The following is an 18,839-nucleotide window of genomic DNA, read 5'->3' as shown; positions in this document are numbered from 1 at the left end:
ATGACACAGAATGAAAAAAATATTCCTGTTATTATTGTCGGTGGTGGTCAGGCTGGCCTGTCTATGAGCTGGTATCTCTGTCGTGAAAATGTTGAGCATATTATTTTTGAAGCGAAAACAGCCTGTCATTCATGGGATGATGAACGGTGGGATAATTTTTGTCTGGTAACACCAAACTGGCAGTGTGAATTGCCCGGGCACCCCTATAAGGGAAAAGATCCGCATGGTTTTATGGTGAAAGAAGAAATTATAGAGTATGTAAAAGGATTTGTTAATTCATTTAACCCGCCTTTGCGTGAACATACGGCAGTTTCATCCGTTACCCGTCATGAAAAGGGTGGTTACCGGGTTATTGCTAATGGTGAGGTATGGCATGCAGAGCATGTTGTGATTGCCTCAGGTGCGTATCATGATGCAGTTGTGCCCGGATATGCCAGTGCTATTGATTCATCAGTCTTTCAGTTGCATTCACAGGATTATCGCAATGCTTCACAGCTGCCTGAGGGCGCTGTGCTGGTTGTGGGGAGCGGGCAGTCTGGTGCACAGATTGTTGAGGATCTTTTCCTTGAAAACCGCAAAGTACATCTCTGCGTTGGGTCAGCCCCGCGTGTTTCACGCTTTTATCGTGGCCGCGATGTGGTGGACTGGCTGGCCGATATGCAGTTTTACGATCTGACGGTTGATAATCATCCCTTGCGCGATGGCGCGCGTGACAAGACAAATCATTATGTGACCGGCCGCAATGGCGGGCACGATCTTGACCTGCGTCTTTTTGCGAAAGAGGGTGTTGGTCTGCATGGCACACTTGAGACAATTCGCGATGATGTTGCATATTTTCTGCCTGATCTGAAAGAAAATCTCGATGATGCAGATAAGACCAATGCTGATATCAAAAAATCTATAGATGCCTATATTGCCCGCGAAGGCATAGAAGCACCGGTTGAAGCACCTTATGAGCCTGTATGGCTGCCTGATGGCAGGAATGCCCCCCTTGACCTGATGGCAGCGGGGATCACGTCAATCATCTGGTGTATTGGGTTCCGCCCAAATTATCGCTGGATTGATGTACCCGTCTTTAATGGTGCGAATAAGCCTGTGTGGCGCCGGGGTGTGACGGATGCACCAGGTTTTTATTTCCTCGGGCTGCCATGGCTGCACACATGGGGGTCAGGGCGGTTCTCAGGTGTATCACGTGATGCTGCATGGCTGGCAGGCCAGATCACCGGCAAAGACGTTTCTGTAGCCTGAGAAGGATCATCGCTATGCTTCCATGGACAACATATGACGCGATGTATGATGCGGCTGTCTCTGCTCCTGAGATATTCTGGCTGAATGCTGCGCGGCGCATCACATGGAAGCAGGCTCCCTCGGTTGCATGCCGTGTGCGCGAAGACGGGTGGCATGACTGGTTTCCCGGCGCGACGCTGAATACCTGCTATAACGCGGTTGACCGCCATGTTGAGGGTGGTCGCGGAGCACAGCCGGCGCTGGTCTGGCACTCATGCGCAACTAAAGAGCATCAGGTTGTTACTTATCAGGAGCTGAAAACAAGAGTAGCCGGGTTTGCCGGTGGTTTGCGTGCTCTGGGGGTGGGGCGTGGTGACAGAGTGCTGATCACCATGCCAACGATGGTCGAAACAGTTGTTGCTATGCTGGCCTGTGCCAGGCTGGGTGCTGTGCATGTTGTGGTTTTTGCTGGTTATGCAGGCCCTGAGCTGGCACAGCGTATTGATGATGTAACCCCGAAAGTCGTTATTGCTGCCAGCTGTAGCTTTCAGGGGCGTACTGTTATGCCGTCTGTTCCTGTTCTCAGCGAGGCACTCTCCCTGGCTACTTATAAGCCATCAGCCTGCGTTATTGTACAGCGTGATGCCTGCCCGGCAGCATTACAGCCAGGGCGGGATTATAATTTTCATGTGCTTGAAGAGGCAGAGCCGGCAGAGCCGGTTTTACTCCATGCGGAAGATCCTCTTTATATTCTGCATACTTCTGGCACAACGGGCCGGGCAAAAGGCATTGTGCGCGATAATGGCGGCCATGCTGTTGCTCTCGCTTTGTCTATGGAGCTGATTTACGACTGTAAGCCCGGTGATACTTTTTTTACGACATCTGACCTTGGCTGGGTCGTGGGCCATTCTTATGGTGTTTACGCGCCACTCATCAGTGGTTGTACAAGTGTGCTGGCAGAAGGATGCACAGCGACTGCTTCTGTAATGGCTCTTTGTCGCAGGCACACTGTAAAATGTCTGTTTATGACACCGACACAGATGCGGCTTATACGACATGAAAGCCGTTATCATTCTGATGTGAAGCTGCCTGCTCTTGAACAGATTTTTATTGCCGGAGAGTATGCAGACCCGGCATTGCTCGACTGGGCACGCTCGTTCTTTCACAAACCGGTGCTTAATCACTGGTGGCAAACTGAAACCGGGTGGAGTATCACAGCTCATTTTTCAGGCCTGCCTGATTATAACTCCGAGAGTGAGGGGAATGAAATCGGACGACCTGCGCCAGGTTTTCTCCCTGTTATTCAACCCCCTGCATCAGGAGGGGAGAGTGGTGAAATTCTTTTAAAACTGCCTTTGCCTCCTGGTTGCCTTGCTGGTTTGTGGAAAGATGAGGCTGTCACTGTTCCTGCATTATATTTTGATAATACCCTAAAATATTACCGTACTTTTGATGAAGGGAGTATTGAGGAAGATCTTACTGTTCGTATGTTCGGGCGTTCTGATGATGTGATTAAGGTAGCAGGTCGCCGTATTTCAGGGGTGCAGATCGAAAAAATCATTTCCTCTCATCCTGCTGTTTATAACTGTGCGGTAATTGCTACTTCTGACCCTTTGAGAGGGCAAAGGCCTGTTGCCTATGTCGTAACAAAAACTGAAGCAGAACATGAGCTCTCTTCAGATCAGATTGTCAGAAAAGTTCACGATATGCTTGGGCCGTGGGTCGGCCTTAAAGATGTACGGTTTATCAGCAGTCTTCCTGTGACAAAATCAGGTAAAATAATCAGAAAAAAATTACATTGTTGTTGATTATTCTACGTTTTCAATGAAATTAATATAAAAATGAAGCTGGCATAGATACCTGTTATTTATGAATCCTGAATATGGCTTCATGCAAAACAAATACGATAATTATTATAATTATTTATTCTATACTCTGGGCGTGGTTGTTCAGGTCTCACGCCACGTGAGTGTTGTATGCTTACAGTCAGCAGCCTTTTTTGCCCTGATTGTTGCATGCAGCGTTTTTAACGCAAAAGAGGATTAATATTATGGCGCAGAATATTGAAGGCAAAGTTGTCGTTATTACCGGCGCCAGTAGTGGCCTTGGCGAGGCTGCTGTGCGACGGCTTGCGGCTGACGGTGCCAAAATTGTTATTGGTGCCCGCCGTCTGGATAAGCTTGAGGCTCTGGTTAACACACTTTCTCTGGGTGCAGGAGCAGCCGTGAAGACAGATGTAACACAGCCCGAGCAGGTTCAGGCGCTGGTTGATCGCGCGATAAAACTGCATGGCCGTATTGATGTGATCATTAATAATGCCGGTCTTATGCCTCATTCTCCTCTGGAAAAATGTCGCATCGAGGACTGGAACCGGATGATTGACGTTAACCTTAAAGGCACACTTTACGGCATTGCTGCTGTGCTGCCCTATATGAAGGCACAGAAGAGCGGGCAGATTATAAATGTTTCATCGGTTGCAGGTCATAAAGTTGGCCCGGGAGGCGCCGTTTATTCTGCCACCAAGACAGCAGTCAGGGTTATTTCTGAAGGTTTGCGCCAGGAAGTTAAACCTTATAATATTCGTTCAACAGTTATTTCTCCCGGTGCTGTTCAGTCAGAGTTGCCGGAAAGCGTGACTGATGCAGATACGGCAAAAACCATTCAGGAATTCTACGATAAATATGCCATTCCGGCAGATTCCTTTGCACGGGCGGTCGTATTTGCCATGAGCCAGCCAGATGATGTTGATATTAATGAGATTCTGTTTCGCCCTACGGCTCAGCTATACTGAATATTCTCTTTATTTGCTCTGAATTGTGCATCATTACTGAAAGGTATTTTGGTAATGATGACGATTTCTTATTGAAGCAGCAGGAGAGTATCCTGATGGCGTATCGTGACTATGTTGCAGGATAGTCAGTTATTTTTCGCGGTAGCGTAATGCGTCAACGACTAAACGAAAAGCTGCAGAAGATTGTCGCCGGTTAGGGTAATACAGGCGATAGCCCGGAAATGGTGGGCACCAGTCCTCCAGTACACAGACCAGGCGCTGGTCTTCAAGGCAGGCTGCGATCTGATCTTCCATCAGGTATGCCAGTCCAAAGCCATCAACAGCTGCCTGAAGGATCATTTGTGGTGAGTTGAAGGTGAGTTGCCCGTCTACACGAACACGTAGCGCACGATGGCCTTTTTCCAGCTCCCACGCATAAATGCCCCCTGCCGTTGGAAGGCGGAAATTGATACAGCTGTGTTGTGACAGATCGTGCGGTGTAACAGGTGCCGGGTGCGATTTAAAATATGAAGGAGCCCCTGCAACGACCATACGGAGTGGCGGACCAATGGGTACCGCAATCATATCACGGGCAACTGTTTCTTCCAGTCTCACACCGGCATCAAAACGTTCAGCGACAATATCTGTCAGGCCGGTCTCTATTGCCAGTTCAACGTGAAGATCAGGATATTGCGGCAGTAATTTTTTGAGTGCTGGCCATAGCAGGGTAGTGGCGGCATGTTCTGATGTTGTAATCCGCACAGTGCCGGCCGGTTTATCTGATAATTCGCTGATAGAGGCAATTTCATCAGCAATTGTATCGAGTGCAGGAACGAGTGTACTCAGCAGGCGTTCACCTGCCTGTGTAGGAGACACGCGCCGGGTTGTTCGGGTCAGAAGTCTTACGTTAAGGCTTGCTTCCAGGCGCCGTATTGTGTGACTTAGTGTGGATTGTGACGTTCCCAGTCGTGCCGCGGCACGCGTAAAGCTCTGCTCCTCTGCAACTACCATGAACGCATTAAGATCGACCAGTTCGCTGCGACGCATTTATTAACCTCTGATATAAGATCAAGCGTATTATAGCATCTAATCATAGCAATAGCGTCATGGTTCAATAATTTTTCCTGTATAGCAGGAGCTGCTTTTCTGCAGCTCAATTCGCAAGGAAAGAACTCATGGATATCAGACGTCCTGGTTTCAGACCATCTGTTAAAGGCACGGCAGAATGGTTTACCGGAACAGTACGCGTGGATGCACCCTTCGCGGGGAGTGGTGCTCTCGCCTGTGCCACCGTCACTTTTGAACCTGGTGCCCGTACAGCCTGGCATACACACCCGCTTGGGCAGACTCTTCTTATAACAGCTGGTTCCGGGTGGGTTCAGCGTGAAGGTAGTCCGGTTGAAGAGGTATATCCTGGTGATATTGTCTGGTTCGAACCTGACGAAAAACACTGGCATGGTGCATCACCAGAATGCGCGATGACACATATTGCCATTACAGAAACAAAGGATGGCAGGTCCTCTGACTGGATGGAGCATGTCAGTGATGAGCAGTATCATCGTTAAAAATTCATAGACAGAAAAGAACTTTATTAATTTCACTGACAGGAAATGAATTATGAAAAAACGTATTCTTGGAAAAAATGGTCTGGAAGTTTCAGCTATTGGTCTGGGTTGTATGGGGCTGAGCTTTGGGTATGGTCCGGCAACCGAGCATAAAAGTGCGATTAATCTTATTCGTAACGCATTTGAAAAAGGCGTTACCTTTTTCGATACAGCAGAGGTTTATGGCCCGTTTACGAATGAGGAACTCGTTGGTGAAGCTCTGGAACCTGTACGCAAAGATGTGGTGATTGCCACGAAGTTTGGCTTTCGTAACGGGGATTCAAAGCAGGGACTGGACAGCCGCCCGGAGCGGATCCGTCAGGTCGCTGAAGAGTCACTCAAACGACTGCGTACAGATGTCATTGATTTATTTTATCAGCATCGTGTTGATCCGAACGTACCCATGGAGGATGTTGCGGGTACAGTAAAGGATCTGATAGCGGAAGGGAAAGTAAGGCATTTCGGCCTTTCAGAAGCCAGTGTGCAGTCTATTCGTAAAGCACATTCTGTTCTTCCGGTCACAGCTTTACAGAGTGAATATTCTTTATGGTGGCGTGAACCTGAAAAAGAAATTCTTCCTGCGCTTGAAGAGCTGGGAATTGGTTTTGTACCCTTCAGTCCTTTGGGAAAAGGGTTCTTGACCGGAAAAATTGATACTCAGACCACATTTGGCGAGGATGATTTTCGTCATGTAGTGCCAAGGTTTTCTCCTGAATCTCTTGCCGCAAACCAGGGGCTGCTTACTCTGGTTGAGGATATTGCAGCGGCTAATCAGGTTACTCCGGCGCAGATTGCACTGGCATGGCTTCTGGCGCAGAAACCATGGATTGTTCCTATTCCTGGAACGACAAAGATCGCCCGGCTTGAAGAAAATCTGGGTGGAGCAGGTGTAATTCTGAGTAGTAAAGAGCTTGCGCGTATTGATGCAGCTCTTGCTGATATTGTAGTGGCAGGTGAACGTTATCCCGCCTGGATTAAAGAAATGGCCGGACGATAATTTTTAAAAAGCCGTTCTGATATCTTCCGAATATCAGAACGGCTGAATGATTTTATGAGTAAATCTGTTTAATCAGAAAGCCAACCGGTTAGCTTTTTATTTTTATGTTTTTCTTAAAACAAAAATACTTATTTGCTTGCATAAAAATATAAAAATTATTTTTACAATTTTGTTTTGATTATAAAACAAAAATTTATTATCAATTTTATTTATAAAATTTATTTTATATTTTTTAGATTTGAATTATTAAAATAATAGTTCATGATGTAAGATAATATCAAACAAAATTAAGCAGATTAAGGAATATCCGGTGCATTCAGTTATCTTGGCTGTTTCTGACCTGTTTCAGGCGTGTCCTGAAATAGCATTATTCCTTGCACTACTGGCTGGATGCTGGATCGGTCGTTTCCGTTTTGGTTCTTTCCAGCTTGGCGGGGTAGCTGGCACTTTACTGGCCGCTGTACTGATCAGTCAGGTCGGCGTTCATATAGATTCCGGTATAAAAACTGTTTTGTTCGCTTTGTTTATTTACGCTGTAGGTTATCAGAGCGGACCACAGTTTTTTCGTTCGCTTGGTCGTCAGACCATGCGTGAAATTTTAATGGCTGGTGTGCTGGCCGTAACGGGCCTTGTCACTGTTGTAGTGATCGCCCGTATCTTTCATCTTGATAAAGGTCTGGCGGCAGGGCTTGCGGCTGGTGGCCTTACACAGTCAGCTATTATCGGTACTGCCGGTTCATCACTCGAAAAACTTGGTTTGCCTCTGGTACAGGTTCAGCAGCTTCAGGGTAATGTCGCTGTTGGTTATGCTGTAACATATATTTTTGGGTCAATTGGCCCCATTATTATGTGTGTTAATGTGCTTCCGTGGCTTATGAAGCGAAGCATAAGAGACGATGCGCTGCGCGCAGAATCACAACAGGCAGCCGGCGTGCATATTGCCGGGGAGGGTGAAGTTGAATCTTTTCCCGATCTGATCGGGCGGGCTTATCAGATAACAAAGTCAGATCTGACAGTTGCAGCTATTGAGGCGCTTAGTCCGGGTATAACGCTCGAAAAAATTGTGCGTAACGGTAAGATGCTGGCAACAGGCTCTGATGCTTCTCTGCAGCCTGGTGATAATGTGCTTCTTGTTGGTCGTCGTGCTGATATTATTGCAGCAGGAGCGCAGATTGGTCAGGAAGCTGGTGAAGTGGCTGGCCTTGATTTCGTTCTGTTGCGTCGTGATATCTGTCTTTCAAGAAAAGACTTTTCCGGTAAAACTATTAAACAGTGTGTGCAGTTGCTCTCTGCCGTAACGCGGCATGGCGTGTATCTGGTCTCTTTGTCGCGGGCTGGTGTAAAACTTGCTTTGACCCCGGATACTGAGGTTCATGACGGCGATGTCGTCACCCTTCTCGGTGCATCAGCAGACGTACAGCGTGTTGCATCACAGCTTGGCCAGATTTTGGTGCCCAGTATTAAAACTGATCTGGTCTTTCATTCTTTAGGCGTGGCTGTTGGCCTTTTAATAGGTCTCGCTGTTGTGCATCTGGGTTCAGTCCCGCTTACACTGGGCAGCGGTGGTGGTGCACTGCTTTCTGGCCTGTTGTTTGGCTGGTATCAGGGACGACACCCTTCTTCTGGTAATATGCCTTCAGGGGCTTCAGCGTTGCTGGTTGATTTAGGTCTTGCCGGGTTTGTGGCGGTAACAGGGCTGCAAACCGGCCAGCAGGCGGTAACGACAATTATGCAGCAGGGGATTACGTTATTCCTGCTCGGCGTTATCGTAACACTGATACCCCTGGTGCTGACAATGCTTTTTGGGCGTTATGTGCTGCGTTATAATAACACAGCTATTTTTGCCGGTGCACTTGCCGGGTCACGTAGCGCAAATCCTGCCTTTGGTGAGGTTCTCAGCAAGGCAGGTAATTCTGTTCCAACAACACCGTTCGCCATTACTTATGCGGTAGCCAATGTTTTACTGACATTGCTGGGGCCGCTGGTTGTTGCATTTTCCTGATTTTTTTCTCCTTTTAAAAGGTATGTTCTGATGAGTACGGATTATTCAAAATTTGCCAGCCTGAGCCCCTTTGAGCTGAAAGACGAACTTATTCGCCTCGCCTCTTCAAAGGCAGACCGTGCGATGCTTAATGCAGGGCGGGGAAATCCAAATTTTCTTGCTACATTACCCCGGGCAGTTTTTTTCCTGTTTGGGCAGTTTGCTCTGGCTGAATCTCGTTTATCTATGTCTTATTTATCTCCTGCACTGGGCGGAATGGTGCGTGTTGAGGGAATAGAAGGGCGATTTGACCGTTTTGTTGAGGCGCGTCAGGGGCAGGAAGATGCAGATGCCCTTGCTGTCGCTGTGAGCTATGTGCGTGACCAGATGGGCTTGTCGGCGTCTGAGTTCCTTCAGGAAATGGTCGAGGGTATTCTTGGTTGTTATTACCCCACACCTCCTCGCATGCTGCCTTTGAGCGAAAAAATTGTAGGCCAGTATGTTTTGCGCGAAATGGTGGGTGGAGATATTGCGCTTGACACGACAGAGTTCTTTGCGACTGAAGGCGGTACTGCTGCCATGGCCTATGTCTTCAATACGATGAAGCAGAATGGCCTGATTAATAAAGGTGATAAAGTTGCGATAGGGATGCCGGTTTTCTCACCCTATATTGAAATTCCGCAGCTTGAAGAATATGGGCTTGAAGTCGTTAGCGTACAGGCTGACCCGGCTCTGAACTGGCAGTACCCTGAGCATGAACTTGAAAAACTGCGTGATCCGGGCGTCAAGATTTTCTTTTGTGTAAACCCCAGTAACCCGCCTTCTGTAAAAATGGATGATGCCTCTCTTGCTAAGATTGCATCCATCGTTAAGGAACGTCCGGATCTGATGATTTTAACAGATGACGTTTATGGTACATTTGCAGATAATTTCCGCTCTCTTTATGCAGTTTGTCCGTGCAACACTATTCTTGTTTATTCGTTCTCGAAATATTTTGGTGCAACCGGCTGGCGACTGGGCGTTATCGGTATGCATAAAGATAACGCGATTGACGTTCACCTCGCAAATCTGCCCGCTGAAGAAAAAAGCCGTCTTGCAAAGCGCTACAGCAGCCTGACGCTTGATCCGTCAGCTCTTAAGTTTATTGACCGCCTTGTTGCTGACAGCAGAGCGGTGGCTCTCAATCATACTGCTGGTCTCTCTACACCGCAGCAGGTGCAGATGGTACTATTCTCTTTATTTGTGCTGACCGATCATGAAGAACGATATAAAAAAGTTCTTAAAAATCTTATTCGACGTCGCGAAGCTGTGATGTATCGTGAGCTGGGAGTCAGCCGGTCAGAAGATGCGAATGCTGTCGATTATTATACGCTTATTGATCTTGAAGATACCTGCCGTGCGCTTTACGGAGAAGATTTTGCAAAATGGATGCTTGAGCGTGCAAGCACAGGTGAAATTTTGTTCCGTATTGCAGATGAAACAGGGATAGTACTGTTGCCAGGCGGAGGATTTGGTACAGTCCGCGCAGCGGCCCGCGCTTCTCTGGCAAATCTGAACGAGTTTCAGTATGCCGCCATTGGCAGTGCTCTTCGTAAAATGGTTGATGAGTATTATCAGGAATTCAAGCAGAAAAAATCCTGATGAAAATCGGGCGGGAAGAATTTTCTTCCCGCCCGTAAATATATCATCTCTTTATTGTAGCTATCAGAAATACACATAAATAACGGGTAGCTCATGTCATGCCGGCTGTGGAAAACGATGTCGTATCAACCTTAGATATTTAAAAAAAACAGAAGATATCTTAAGCAGGTTATACAAAAGGAAAAAAGTTCGTGGGACAAACAATAAAGAGGGGATTTATAGCTGGCTGCTGTACGTTTTTTTTGGCTTATGAGCCTCCTGCCTATGCTGACCAGTGGTACACAGGTTCTCTGGTTTCTCCTTCAGGTACAACGACGTCGGGTATTCTTAATATCGAGCCTTATTTTTCATATAGTCAGCCAGTTGGTGCTTTTGATGCGCATAACCGTTCAGGTCCGGAAAAACATCCTTATCAGCGTAGTTTTGCTAACTCCACACTTATAAAATATGGAATCACACCTGATTTTAGTATCCAGTTTCATACGGTTGTTCAGTATGGCTGGAAACATAATGACGGGCACTCTCATGGTCCTAAAGCTGGTGATATGCCGCTTGATCTTATTTATCGCATTTTACGTCCTGACCCTAAACGTTATATTCCGGCCCTGAATGTCTTTGTCGGTATGATTTTCCCTGCGGGAGATTATAAAAAGCTCGGCGACACTCAGGATGGAATAGGCACTGGTGCTTATGTCTTCCGTTTTGCTCTGACAGAGCAGTCTACTTACACTTTACCAGGGCACCATCAGTTGCGTCTGCGTATGTGGAACTGGTTCAGGCGGGCAGTGACCTCAGCACAGCTGCAGGATGTTACCAGTTACGGTACTGCTATGGGCTTTAGGGGTAAGGGACAACCAGGAATGAGTGGTCAGACCGGGTTTTCTCTTGAATATGGTATCAATCAGAGCTGGGTTGTGGCAATGGACCTGGCGCGTGACTGGGCTAATGGTACCCGACTGCGCGGGCATAATGCAGATGGTCAGTATATTCACACGATTGGTAAGGCTTCAGGTGACTGGCAGATTGCCCCGGCGATGGAGTATAACTGGAACCCACGGTGGGGGATTATTGTCGGGTCTTCTTTTTACTTTGCCGGTCACAATAAATCTATTCAGATCACGCCGCAGTTTGCTATTAATTCAATGTTTTGAAGTGGTTTAAATTATTTTAGGCCGGTAAAATACAAGAAGAGAAAAGCAGGGGCTGAATACAGGCGGTGGATAACCGTCTGTTCAGCCGGCAGCTATAATTATGTTTGCCGTTAAGCTAATCACCCATGATGTCTGATATGTTCTTCCTGTGAGAGGGTAATATTGTTGCCCCGCCTTATTATTTTTCTCATATATGGCGGTATATCAGGCCTTATCCTGCCATGGAGAATGGTCCCTCAGCAGTTACGCTGGCAGAGCGTATACGTTGTGCGTCCTGTACTGGTGGTACACCAAACATACGGCGGTATTCACGGCTAAACTGAGAGGGGCTGTCATAGCCTACTGAAAATCCTGTGGCTGCGGCATCAGCTGAAGTGCTTAAAAGCAGTCTGCGCGCCTCCTGAAGACGAAGTTTTGTACGGTATTGTAAGGGGCTCATCATCGTTGCTGCACGAAAATGCCTGTGAAACGATGAGGGGCTCATCCCCGCCATTTTAGCAACTGATGCAATATCAAACGATTCAGTATAGTGGTTGCGGATCCAGCTGATTGCCCGGTTAAGTTGTGAAAGGTTTGTGCCCGCTGTTGCAATCTGGCGTAGTACGTAGCCCTGTGGGCCCTGTAATAAACGGTATAGCAGTTCACGTAAGATAGCAGGCCGCAGAATAGGAATGTCTTCAGGGTGCTCAATGAGCCTGACAAGCCGCATCACCGGGTCAAGTATTTCGCAGCTCAGTGCACTGACTGTCATGCAGGAAGGGCAGGAGGATCCGTTACCGGGGAAGGTATCCTGCATTTCAAGTAAAAGATCAGCAATATGCGCAGGGTTAAGTGTCAGACATAAAGACAGGTAAGGCTCATCAGGTGAGGCCTGTGTGATCTGCCCTGTTACAGGCAGGTCAACGGCTGTGACGAGGTATTTACTGGCATCATAATGAAAAACTTTATCACACAGAACGACCTGTTTGGCACCCTGCACAATAACGCAAAAACGCGGCTCATATACGACATCAGCAGGTATGGTCGGCGCATCAGCACGAAATAAAATCAGGTCAGGCACGACTGTCCGTGTCAGAGGCTCAACACAGTGACGGTCTATCATATCACGCAGCCGTAACAGAATATCCTGCATAAAATTATCCTTATGATGTTCGTCCATGAGCTTCTCTCATCTTTATAGTCATGCCTGATCCATGCAAAAGGAGAATTAAGGGTATATGGCAGGATTGTGCAAGGATCTGGCTGAATTGTGCATTTTTTATTGCCTTCTTAGTGTGGGAGGTTGAGATATATAGCGAATTTCAGCCATTTTTTTATATGTAAGGTATGGCTCTATAAGCAGTCAGATAAATGAAAAGCAGAATCGTGCAATTATCTGCGCGCATTACTCTATCGAATTTCAAAAGAAAAGTTGCATAATCCTCCCAATCCTTACGTGCTGATCTACTCTTCTCTGCTGAAAAACTCTTTCAGGCAGCAGTAAGACGTAATCACGGCGCGGTATCTTATTCATGGCGAAAAGCTTGCCGATTTGTCCGGGTGCTGTGGGGCTCCTGACAAGCGGGGTGTATGTCTGCGCCCCAAAGCCATCAGAACAGAGACAGTTAATGGGGATCGTCGCCTTTTCACTCCGACGGCCTTACACATTCCTGGTCGCAGGGCTTATTATCCTGCTGCTGGGTATTACGGCCCTCTTTAAAACACCGACCGATGTCTTTCCCAGTATCGATATCCCGGTTGTAACCGTTGTCTGGTACTATGACGGCCTGGATGCCGCCGAGACAGAAAAACGTATCAGCACTTATACAGAGTTTTCTGAAAGTTTTTTTGTTAATAACCTGCGTACAATCGAAAGCCAGACAACGCCTGGTCTTGTATTGCAAAAACTGTATTTCCAGCCTGGGGTTAATGTTGACCTTGCTGTTGCGCAAACAGTATCTGCAACAAACTCCATTCGTGCGCTTTTGCCGCCAGGTATTCAGCCGCCTATTATCATGCAGTACAGCGCCTCGAGTGTGCCTGTTCTTCAGCTTTCTCTGTCTTCAGATAAGCTGACAGAGAGTGATTTGTATGATTACGGCATTTACCGCATTCGTCAGCAGTTAGCACCTGTTCCTGGCACTATGTTGCCTCCGCCCTACGGCGGCAAAATTCGTCAGGTTATGGTGGATATTGATGAAACAAAGCTCGCCGGAGCAGGCCTGACTCCTCTTGATGTCTCTAATGCCATTAATGTTCAGAATCTGACGCTGCCAGGTGGTACCGTAAAATTCGGTTCAACCCAGTATGACGTGCGTATGAATGGTATGCCTGATGTGGCAGCGCGCCTGAATAATGTACCGTTAAAGCATGACCCGAAAACGGGTGCTATTGTGCGTATACGCGATGTTGCCCAGGTGCGGGATGGTACAGCTGTACAGCAAAATATTGTGCGTCGTGAAGGGCGCCGCTCTGTTCTGCTGTCCATTATGAAAGCCGGTAATGCTTCAACTCTGAATGTTGTTAATGCCATTCGTAATGAAGTTCTGCCGGTTACGCGGGCTGCAGCACCTGCAGGTATGAAAATTGAAGAACTGTTTGATCAGTCTCTTTTTGTTAAGGCTGCTATTACTGGTGTGGCGTCTGAAGCAGTGATTGCAGGCCTTCTGACTGCGGCTATGATTCTGGCATTTCTTGCGAGCTGGCGCTCAACACTTATCGTTGCTGTCTCTATCCCGCTGGCGATTTTATCTTCTATCGCTGTGCTGTCCTGGACCGGGCAGACCCTGAACCTGATGACTCTTGGCGGCCTGGCTCTGGCTGTTGGTATTCTGGTTGATGATGCAACAGTGACTATTGAAAATATCCACCGTATCCGTCATGAGGGAACAGAGCTTAAACGGGCTGTGCTGGATGGTGCTTCAGAAATTGCTCTGCCAACACTGGTTTCTACCCTGGCAATTTCAAGCGTGTTTGTCTCCGTTGAGTTTCTTGTGGGGCCAGCCCGCTTTCTCTTCACGCCAATGGCACTGGCAGTGGTATATGCCATGCTGGCATCTTATGCGATCAGCCGGACACTGGTACCTATTTTTGCAGCCATTCTGCTACGCGCAGAAGAACGCCAGGCAGAACGCCGTCGCGATGCAGGGCTGCCACCAGACCGCATTGCACGTTTTGGTATGGTTTTTGACCGTTATTTTGATCGTGTGCGTGACAGCTATGTGTACACCCTGCACAGACTGATCAGCAGTGGCTGGAAAGTGCCAGCTCTGGCAGGTACTGTTCTTCTGGTTACTGGCATTCTTGCAACGCAGGTCGGTCAGGATTTTTTCCCGAGTATTGATGCCGGTGAATTTAAACTTCACGTCAGGGCACCTGAAGGAACGCGTATAGAAAGTACCGAAAAATTATTTGACCAGGTTGAAGATGTTATTCGTGACATCGTACCTGAAAAAGAGCGTGCGCTTCTGCTCGATAATATGGGCATGCCTTTCCGTTATTCCATGCCTTTTGATGATGGTACAACCGTTGGTACAAATGACGGGCAGATTATGGTTGAGCTGAAGGAGGGACACCGCCCGACAGCTGATTACATTCGTAAACTGCGCACCGAACTGGCCCGTCGTTTTCCACATTGTGTGTTCTATTTCCAGCCGGCAGATATTGTGACCCAGATTCTCAATTTTGGCATACCAGCTCAGGTTGATATTCGTATTTCTGGTTACGATGTCACCAATAACCGAAAGGTTATGCAGGAAATCCGTCAGGAGATTTCTCATATCCCTGGTCTGGTCGATGTACATCTGCATCAGCAGATTGCAGCACCTGAACTGGCTGTGGTAATTGACCGCGAACGTGCACTTGACCTTGGGTTAACTCTTAATGATGTCGCCCGAAATGTGATGGTTTCTCTGGCATCGTCTAACACGGTTACTCCTAATTTCTGGGTCGATCCTGCCTCTGGTATTCAGTATCCGCTTGCAGTGCAGACCCCGCAATATCGGGTGAATAACCTGGGTGATTTGCGTAACACTGTGGTGGCGTCATCTTCTGCTGTGCAGAAAAACCCGGCATTGCTGAGCAATGTTGCAACAATTCAGCGCGGAACAGGGCAGAATGTTATTTCACATAGCAATATTCAGCCTGTTCTCGATATTGATGCGAGTGCTGAAGGGCGTGACCTGGGCAGCATTGCCCGTGATATCGATCGGGTTATTGCCCGTCATCGCGGTGAACTTTCTGCGGGTAACAGCATCACCGTGCAGGGGCAGATTGAAAGCATGCGTTCAGCTTTTGTCAGGCTTGGCATAGGGCTACTAGTGGCAGCTGTTGCGGTTTACCTGCTGATGGTTGTGAATTTTCAGTCCTTTATGGACCCCTTTGTCGTGGTGCTCGGCCTGCCTAGCGCGATGTGCGGTATTGTTTTTATGCTGTTTGTCACAGGTACAACATTCTCTGTTCCGTCTTTGATGGGGGCAATTATGAGTGTGGGTGTTGCGAGTGCAAACTCAATCCTGCTCGTAACATTTGCTAAAGAACGGCGCGCTGAAGGCATGAGTGCTGCTGAAGCCGCTATTGCCGCAGGGCAGGCACGCCTGCGCCCTATTCTGATGACCTCACTGGCCATGATTATTGGCATGCTGCCGATGTCGTTAGGGCTGGGGGACGGAGGGGAGCAAAATGCTCCGCTTGGTCGCGCTGTTATTGGCGGGCTCATGCTTGGTACGTGCGCCACATTATTCATTGTGCCCTGGCTTTATACCCGCCTGAGAAAACAGGAAAGTCGCATTCTTGAGGAGTACAGTCATGTCTGAACCTGTTTTACCTGTAACCGGCCCTCATAAAGATGTTGCCCGCCGGTCAGTCGCTCCTTTTATTGGTCTTGGTGTTGTGTGCCTGCTTGGATACGGTATTTATGCCCATGCTGAGCGGGGGAGTGCCGTGCGGGCTCTGGCCGCAACACGTGAGCACCAGATTCCCGAAGTGAGCTTCATGACAGTGCACAGAGAGACAAAGCCTGTCTCTCTCGACCTGCCCGGTGAAACAGTTGCTGTTGAAACAGCAGCAATTAACGCCAGAGCTTCAGGTTATATTGCTGCGCGTCATGTAGATATTGGTTCGCATGTCAAAGCAGGCGATGTTCTGGCGGTTATCAGAGCGCCCGAGCTTGACCGGGAGGAAGCCCGTGCGCAGGCGGCTCTTGCCCAGGCACGGGCTAATCTTAACCTTGCCCGTATTACGGCCAGACGTTCGGGCGGGCTTGTGGGCGGCGGAGCTGTGAGCCAGCAGAATTTTGATGCTGATCGTATTACTCAGCAGGCGCAGAATGCCGCTCAGGCTGCAGCTGATGCGGCTCTGGCAGTCAGTGCGCAACGGCGTGCATATACAATAATTACGGCTCCGTTTGATGGTGTGGTTACAGCCCGTAATGTTGAAAAGGGTGACCTGGTCAGTGCTGATAACCCGCAGTCTGCGCCTTTATTTGTCCTGGACAGAACTGACCGGCTGCGTGTGCGGGTGCATGTGCCGCAGGAAGAGGCGGGTCGCATACAGCCAGGAACACCAGTCAGGCTGACAGTGCCGGGCCGTCCGGGCGAAGCTTTTTCAGGTTCCGTTACACGCACAGGCCATGCACTTGAGCGCGAAAGTCGTATGCTGCCAGTTGAAGCAGAACTGGATAACCGTGATGACAGGCTTGCAGCCGGTGTTTACGGGTCTGTTCATTTTGAGGTGCCCCGGCCGGCATCAACTATTCTGATACCTTCAGAATCTCTGATGTATAATGCAACAGGTTTATCAGTCGCTACTGTTGATATGACGAATCATCTGCATATTCGCCCTGTCACAGTCGGGCGTGACTATGGTGATAAAATTGAAATTCAGACAGGGTTGCCTGAGGGAAGCCGTCTGGTTTTACATCCGGCTTCTGCTCTGGCAGACGGTCAGGAAATTGCACCACATGATGCTCATGCGCCAGAAGGAGCATGAGCATGGCACCATCATTGAAAATATTATCTGCAGGCCTGGCGTTGCTGATGGGCGGGTGCACAATGATCCCGACCTATCATCGTCCGGCTGCGCCGGTTGAGAAAAAATGGCCTGGTAACGGGGCATCTGAAACCGTGGCACAGGATGCAGCTGATCTTGATAACTGGCGTAATTTCTATCGCGATCCGGTTTTGCAGTCCCTCATTTCTGCGGCACTGACCAACAACCGCGATCTGCAGGTGGCACAGCATCAGGTTGAGGCTGCAAGTACACAGTTTGATATTGAAAATGCTGCTCTTTTTCCGACACTGAACGGCACAGCCGGTGCGAATGTGCAGAAAATGTATTCTCGTATCTGGAGTTTGTCTCAGGGGAATGAGCCATTTTATATGCGTCAGTATGCCGTAGGGTTTGGCATATCAGCCTATGAGGTTGATTTATGGGGGCGTATACGTTCAGCGTCGCGTGCATCGTTCGACCGCTATCTGTCGGATGCTCTTGGGCGTGAAAGTATGCGCCTGAGTGTTATAGCCAGCGTTTCGGTGGCTATGCTTAACTGGGTTGCAAATAATCAGGCATTGCTGATTACACAGCATGTTATTGAAAACCGTCAGAAAACGTACAGACTGGTTGAACAGACAGCGCGTGTTGGCACGGGCACACAGCTGGATGTCGCTGAGGCTGAAGCGGCTTTGCGCGACGCAGAGACACATTTGCAAATTTATACGCGTCAGCGTGAACAGGCGATGAATCAGCTTACGTTGCTTATAGGCGGGGCACCTGATCAGGCAACGCGTCTGGCATTAGAGAAGAAGGCTTCTCTGGATGATGTTCAGGCTTTTCCTGATGTGCCGGAGGGTTTGCCTTCAGACATGATAGCACGCCGCCCGGATATTCTCTCTGCTGAGCAGGTTCTTCGTTCGGCAAATGATGATATCGGGGCTGCACGTGCTGAATTTTTCCCTAAAATTCAGATTACGGCAGCTAACGGTACGGCCAGTAATAATATTACCCGTCTGTTTCAGAGTGGCATGGGTGCCTGGAATGTTGCCCCGCAGGTTACAGTGCCTTTGTTTGATGCCGGACGGCTTACAGCTGAGCTGCACCAGGCAAAAGCGCGCAAAAAAGAAGAAGTCTCACGCTATGAAAAAACCATACAGACTGCTTTTCGCGAAGTTGCTGATGCTCTGGCAGGACGAAGTACTTATCTCAAGCAGCTTTCTGCCCAGGTAGCACTCGTGCAGGCCAGTGATCGCCAGTATCAGCTGGCTCTGGCCCGGTTTAAAGGCGGGTATGACCCCTACCTGGATACTCTTGTGGCGCAGCGTACGTTGTATGATGCCCAGCTTGGCGCGATTACAACACATTTGCAGCAAATGTCTAATATCGTCACGCTGTATAAAACGCTGGGGGGAGGATGGCAGGGAACTCTGCCGCATCGTAAGGATAATGTAATTAATCATATTTTATAATATCTTAGACATTTACAGACCAGAAACAG

At 48.4% G+C, this 18,839-nt stretch carries 13 protein-coding genes; 11 read left to right on the top strand and 2 right to left on the bottom strand.

The window, feature by feature from the left end:
• The 3 genes from HK11_RS00170 to HK11_RS00160 all read left to right on the top strand — a co-directional run bounded on the left by HK11_RS00170 (position 1) and on the right by HK11_RS00160 (position 4,018).
• Positions 1–1,248 (top strand): MSMEG_0569 family flavin-dependent oxidoreductase, encoded by a 1,248-nt coding sequence (locus HK11_RS00170; RefSeq protein WP_086553324.1) that lies wholly within the window; start codon positions 1–3, stop codon positions 1,246–1,248.
• Between the two features lie 14 nt (positions 1,249–1,262).
• The gene (locus tag HK11_RS00165) at positions 1,263–3,035 is read left to right on the top strand and encodes an AMP-binding protein (protein ID WP_086553323.1); all 1,773 of its coding nucleotides are present in this window, start codon (positions 1,263–1,265) and stop codon (positions 3,033–3,035) included.
• 242 nt (positions 3,036–3,277) lie between these two features.
• A complete protein-coding gene (locus HK11_RS00160; protein WP_086553322.1) occupies positions 3,278–4,018 on the top strand; it encodes an SDR family oxidoreductase in 741 nt (246 codons plus the stop codon).
• Positions 4,019–4,147: 129 nt separating this feature from the next.
• On the opposite strand, the gene HK11_RS00155 is transcribed toward HK11_RS00160, so the two are convergent.
• Positions 4,148–5,044 carry a LysR family transcriptional regulator gene (locus tag HK11_RS00155; protein WP_086553321.1) on the bottom strand — a complete coding sequence of 299 codons (897 nt, stop codon included), beginning with the start codon at positions 5,042–5,044 and terminating at the stop codon, positions 4,148–4,150.
• A gap of 128 nt (positions 5,045–5,172) precedes the next feature.
• Here HK11_RS00155 and HK11_RS00150 point away from each other — a divergent pair, with 128 nt between their 5' ends.
• The 5 genes from HK11_RS00150 (at position 5,173) to HK11_RS00130 (ending at position 11,371) form a co-directional block, all read left to right on the top strand.
• Complete coding sequence (locus tag HK11_RS00150) at positions 5,173–5,562, top strand: cupin domain-containing protein (protein ID WP_086553320.1); 390 nt, start codon at positions 5,173–5,175, stop codon at positions 5,560–5,562.
• A 52-nt stretch (positions 5,563–5,614) separates the two neighbouring features.
• The gene (locus HK11_RS00145; protein WP_086553319.1) at positions 5,615–6,598 is read left to right on the top strand and encodes an aldo/keto reductase; all 984 of its coding nucleotides are present in this window, start codon (positions 5,615–5,617) and stop codon (positions 6,596–6,598) included.
• Positions 6,599–6,908: 310 nt separating this feature from the next.
• Positions 6,909–8,600: an aspartate-alanine antiporter gene (gene aspT / locus HK11_RS00140; protein ID WP_198943196.1), complete on the top strand. Its 1,692-nt coding sequence runs from the start codon at positions 6,909–6,911 to the stop codon at positions 8,598–8,600.
• A 30-nt stretch (positions 8,601–8,630) separates the two neighbouring features.
• Positions 8,631–10,220: a bifunctional aspartate transaminase/aspartate 4-decarboxylase gene (locus HK11_RS00135; RefSeq protein WP_086553318.1), complete on the top strand. Its 1,590-nt coding sequence runs from the start codon at positions 8,631–8,633 to the stop codon at positions 10,218–10,220.
• Positions 10,221–10,462: 242 nt separating this feature from the next.
• Positions 10,463–11,371 carry a hypothetical protein gene (locus HK11_RS00130; RefSeq protein WP_143216331.1) on the top strand — a complete coding sequence of 303 codons (909 nt, stop codon included), beginning with the start codon at positions 10,463–10,465 and terminating at the stop codon, positions 11,369–11,371.
• 211 nt (positions 11,372–11,582) lie between these two features.
• On the opposite strand, the gene HK11_RS00125 is transcribed toward HK11_RS00130, so the two are convergent.
• The gene (locus HK11_RS00125) at positions 11,583–12,530 is read right to left on the bottom strand and encodes an AraC family transcriptional regulator (protein WP_233133226.1); all 948 of its coding nucleotides are present in this window, start codon (positions 12,528–12,530) and stop codon (positions 11,583–11,585) included.
• 448 nt (positions 12,531–12,978) lie between these two features.
• Between HK11_RS00125 and HK11_RS00120 the strand changes: the two genes are divergently transcribed.
• The 3 genes from HK11_RS00120 to HK11_RS00110 are packed head-to-tail and all read left to right on the top strand — an operon-like array spanning position 12,979 to position 18,810.
• Entirely contained in the window at positions 12,979–16,164 is a 3,186-nt protein-coding gene (locus HK11_RS00120; protein ID WP_086553317.1) for an efflux RND transporter permease subunit, read from the top strand.
• Positions 16,157–17,338 (top strand): efflux RND transporter periplasmic adaptor subunit, encoded by a 1,182-nt coding sequence (locus tag HK11_RS00115; RefSeq protein WP_086553316.1) that lies wholly within the window; start codon positions 16,157–16,159, stop codon positions 17,336–17,338. Before HK11_RS00120 ends, HK11_RS00115 begins: the two co-directional genes overlap by 8 nt.
• 2 nt (positions 17,339–17,340) lie before the next feature.
• The gene (locus HK11_RS00110) at positions 17,341–18,810 is read left to right on the top strand and encodes an efflux transporter outer membrane subunit (RefSeq protein ID WP_086553315.1); all 1,470 of its coding nucleotides are present in this window, start codon (positions 17,341–17,343) and stop codon (positions 18,808–18,810) included.
• Positions 18,811–18,839: the final 29 nt, after the last annotated feature.

The organism is Acetobacter sp. DmW_043 (assembly GCF_002153485.1).
GTDB classification, from domain to species: Bacteria; Pseudomonadota; Alphaproteobacteria; order Acetobacterales; family Acetobacteraceae; genus Acetobacter; species Acetobacter thailandicus.
This window is presented reverse-complemented; position numbering and strand designations above follow the sequence as displayed.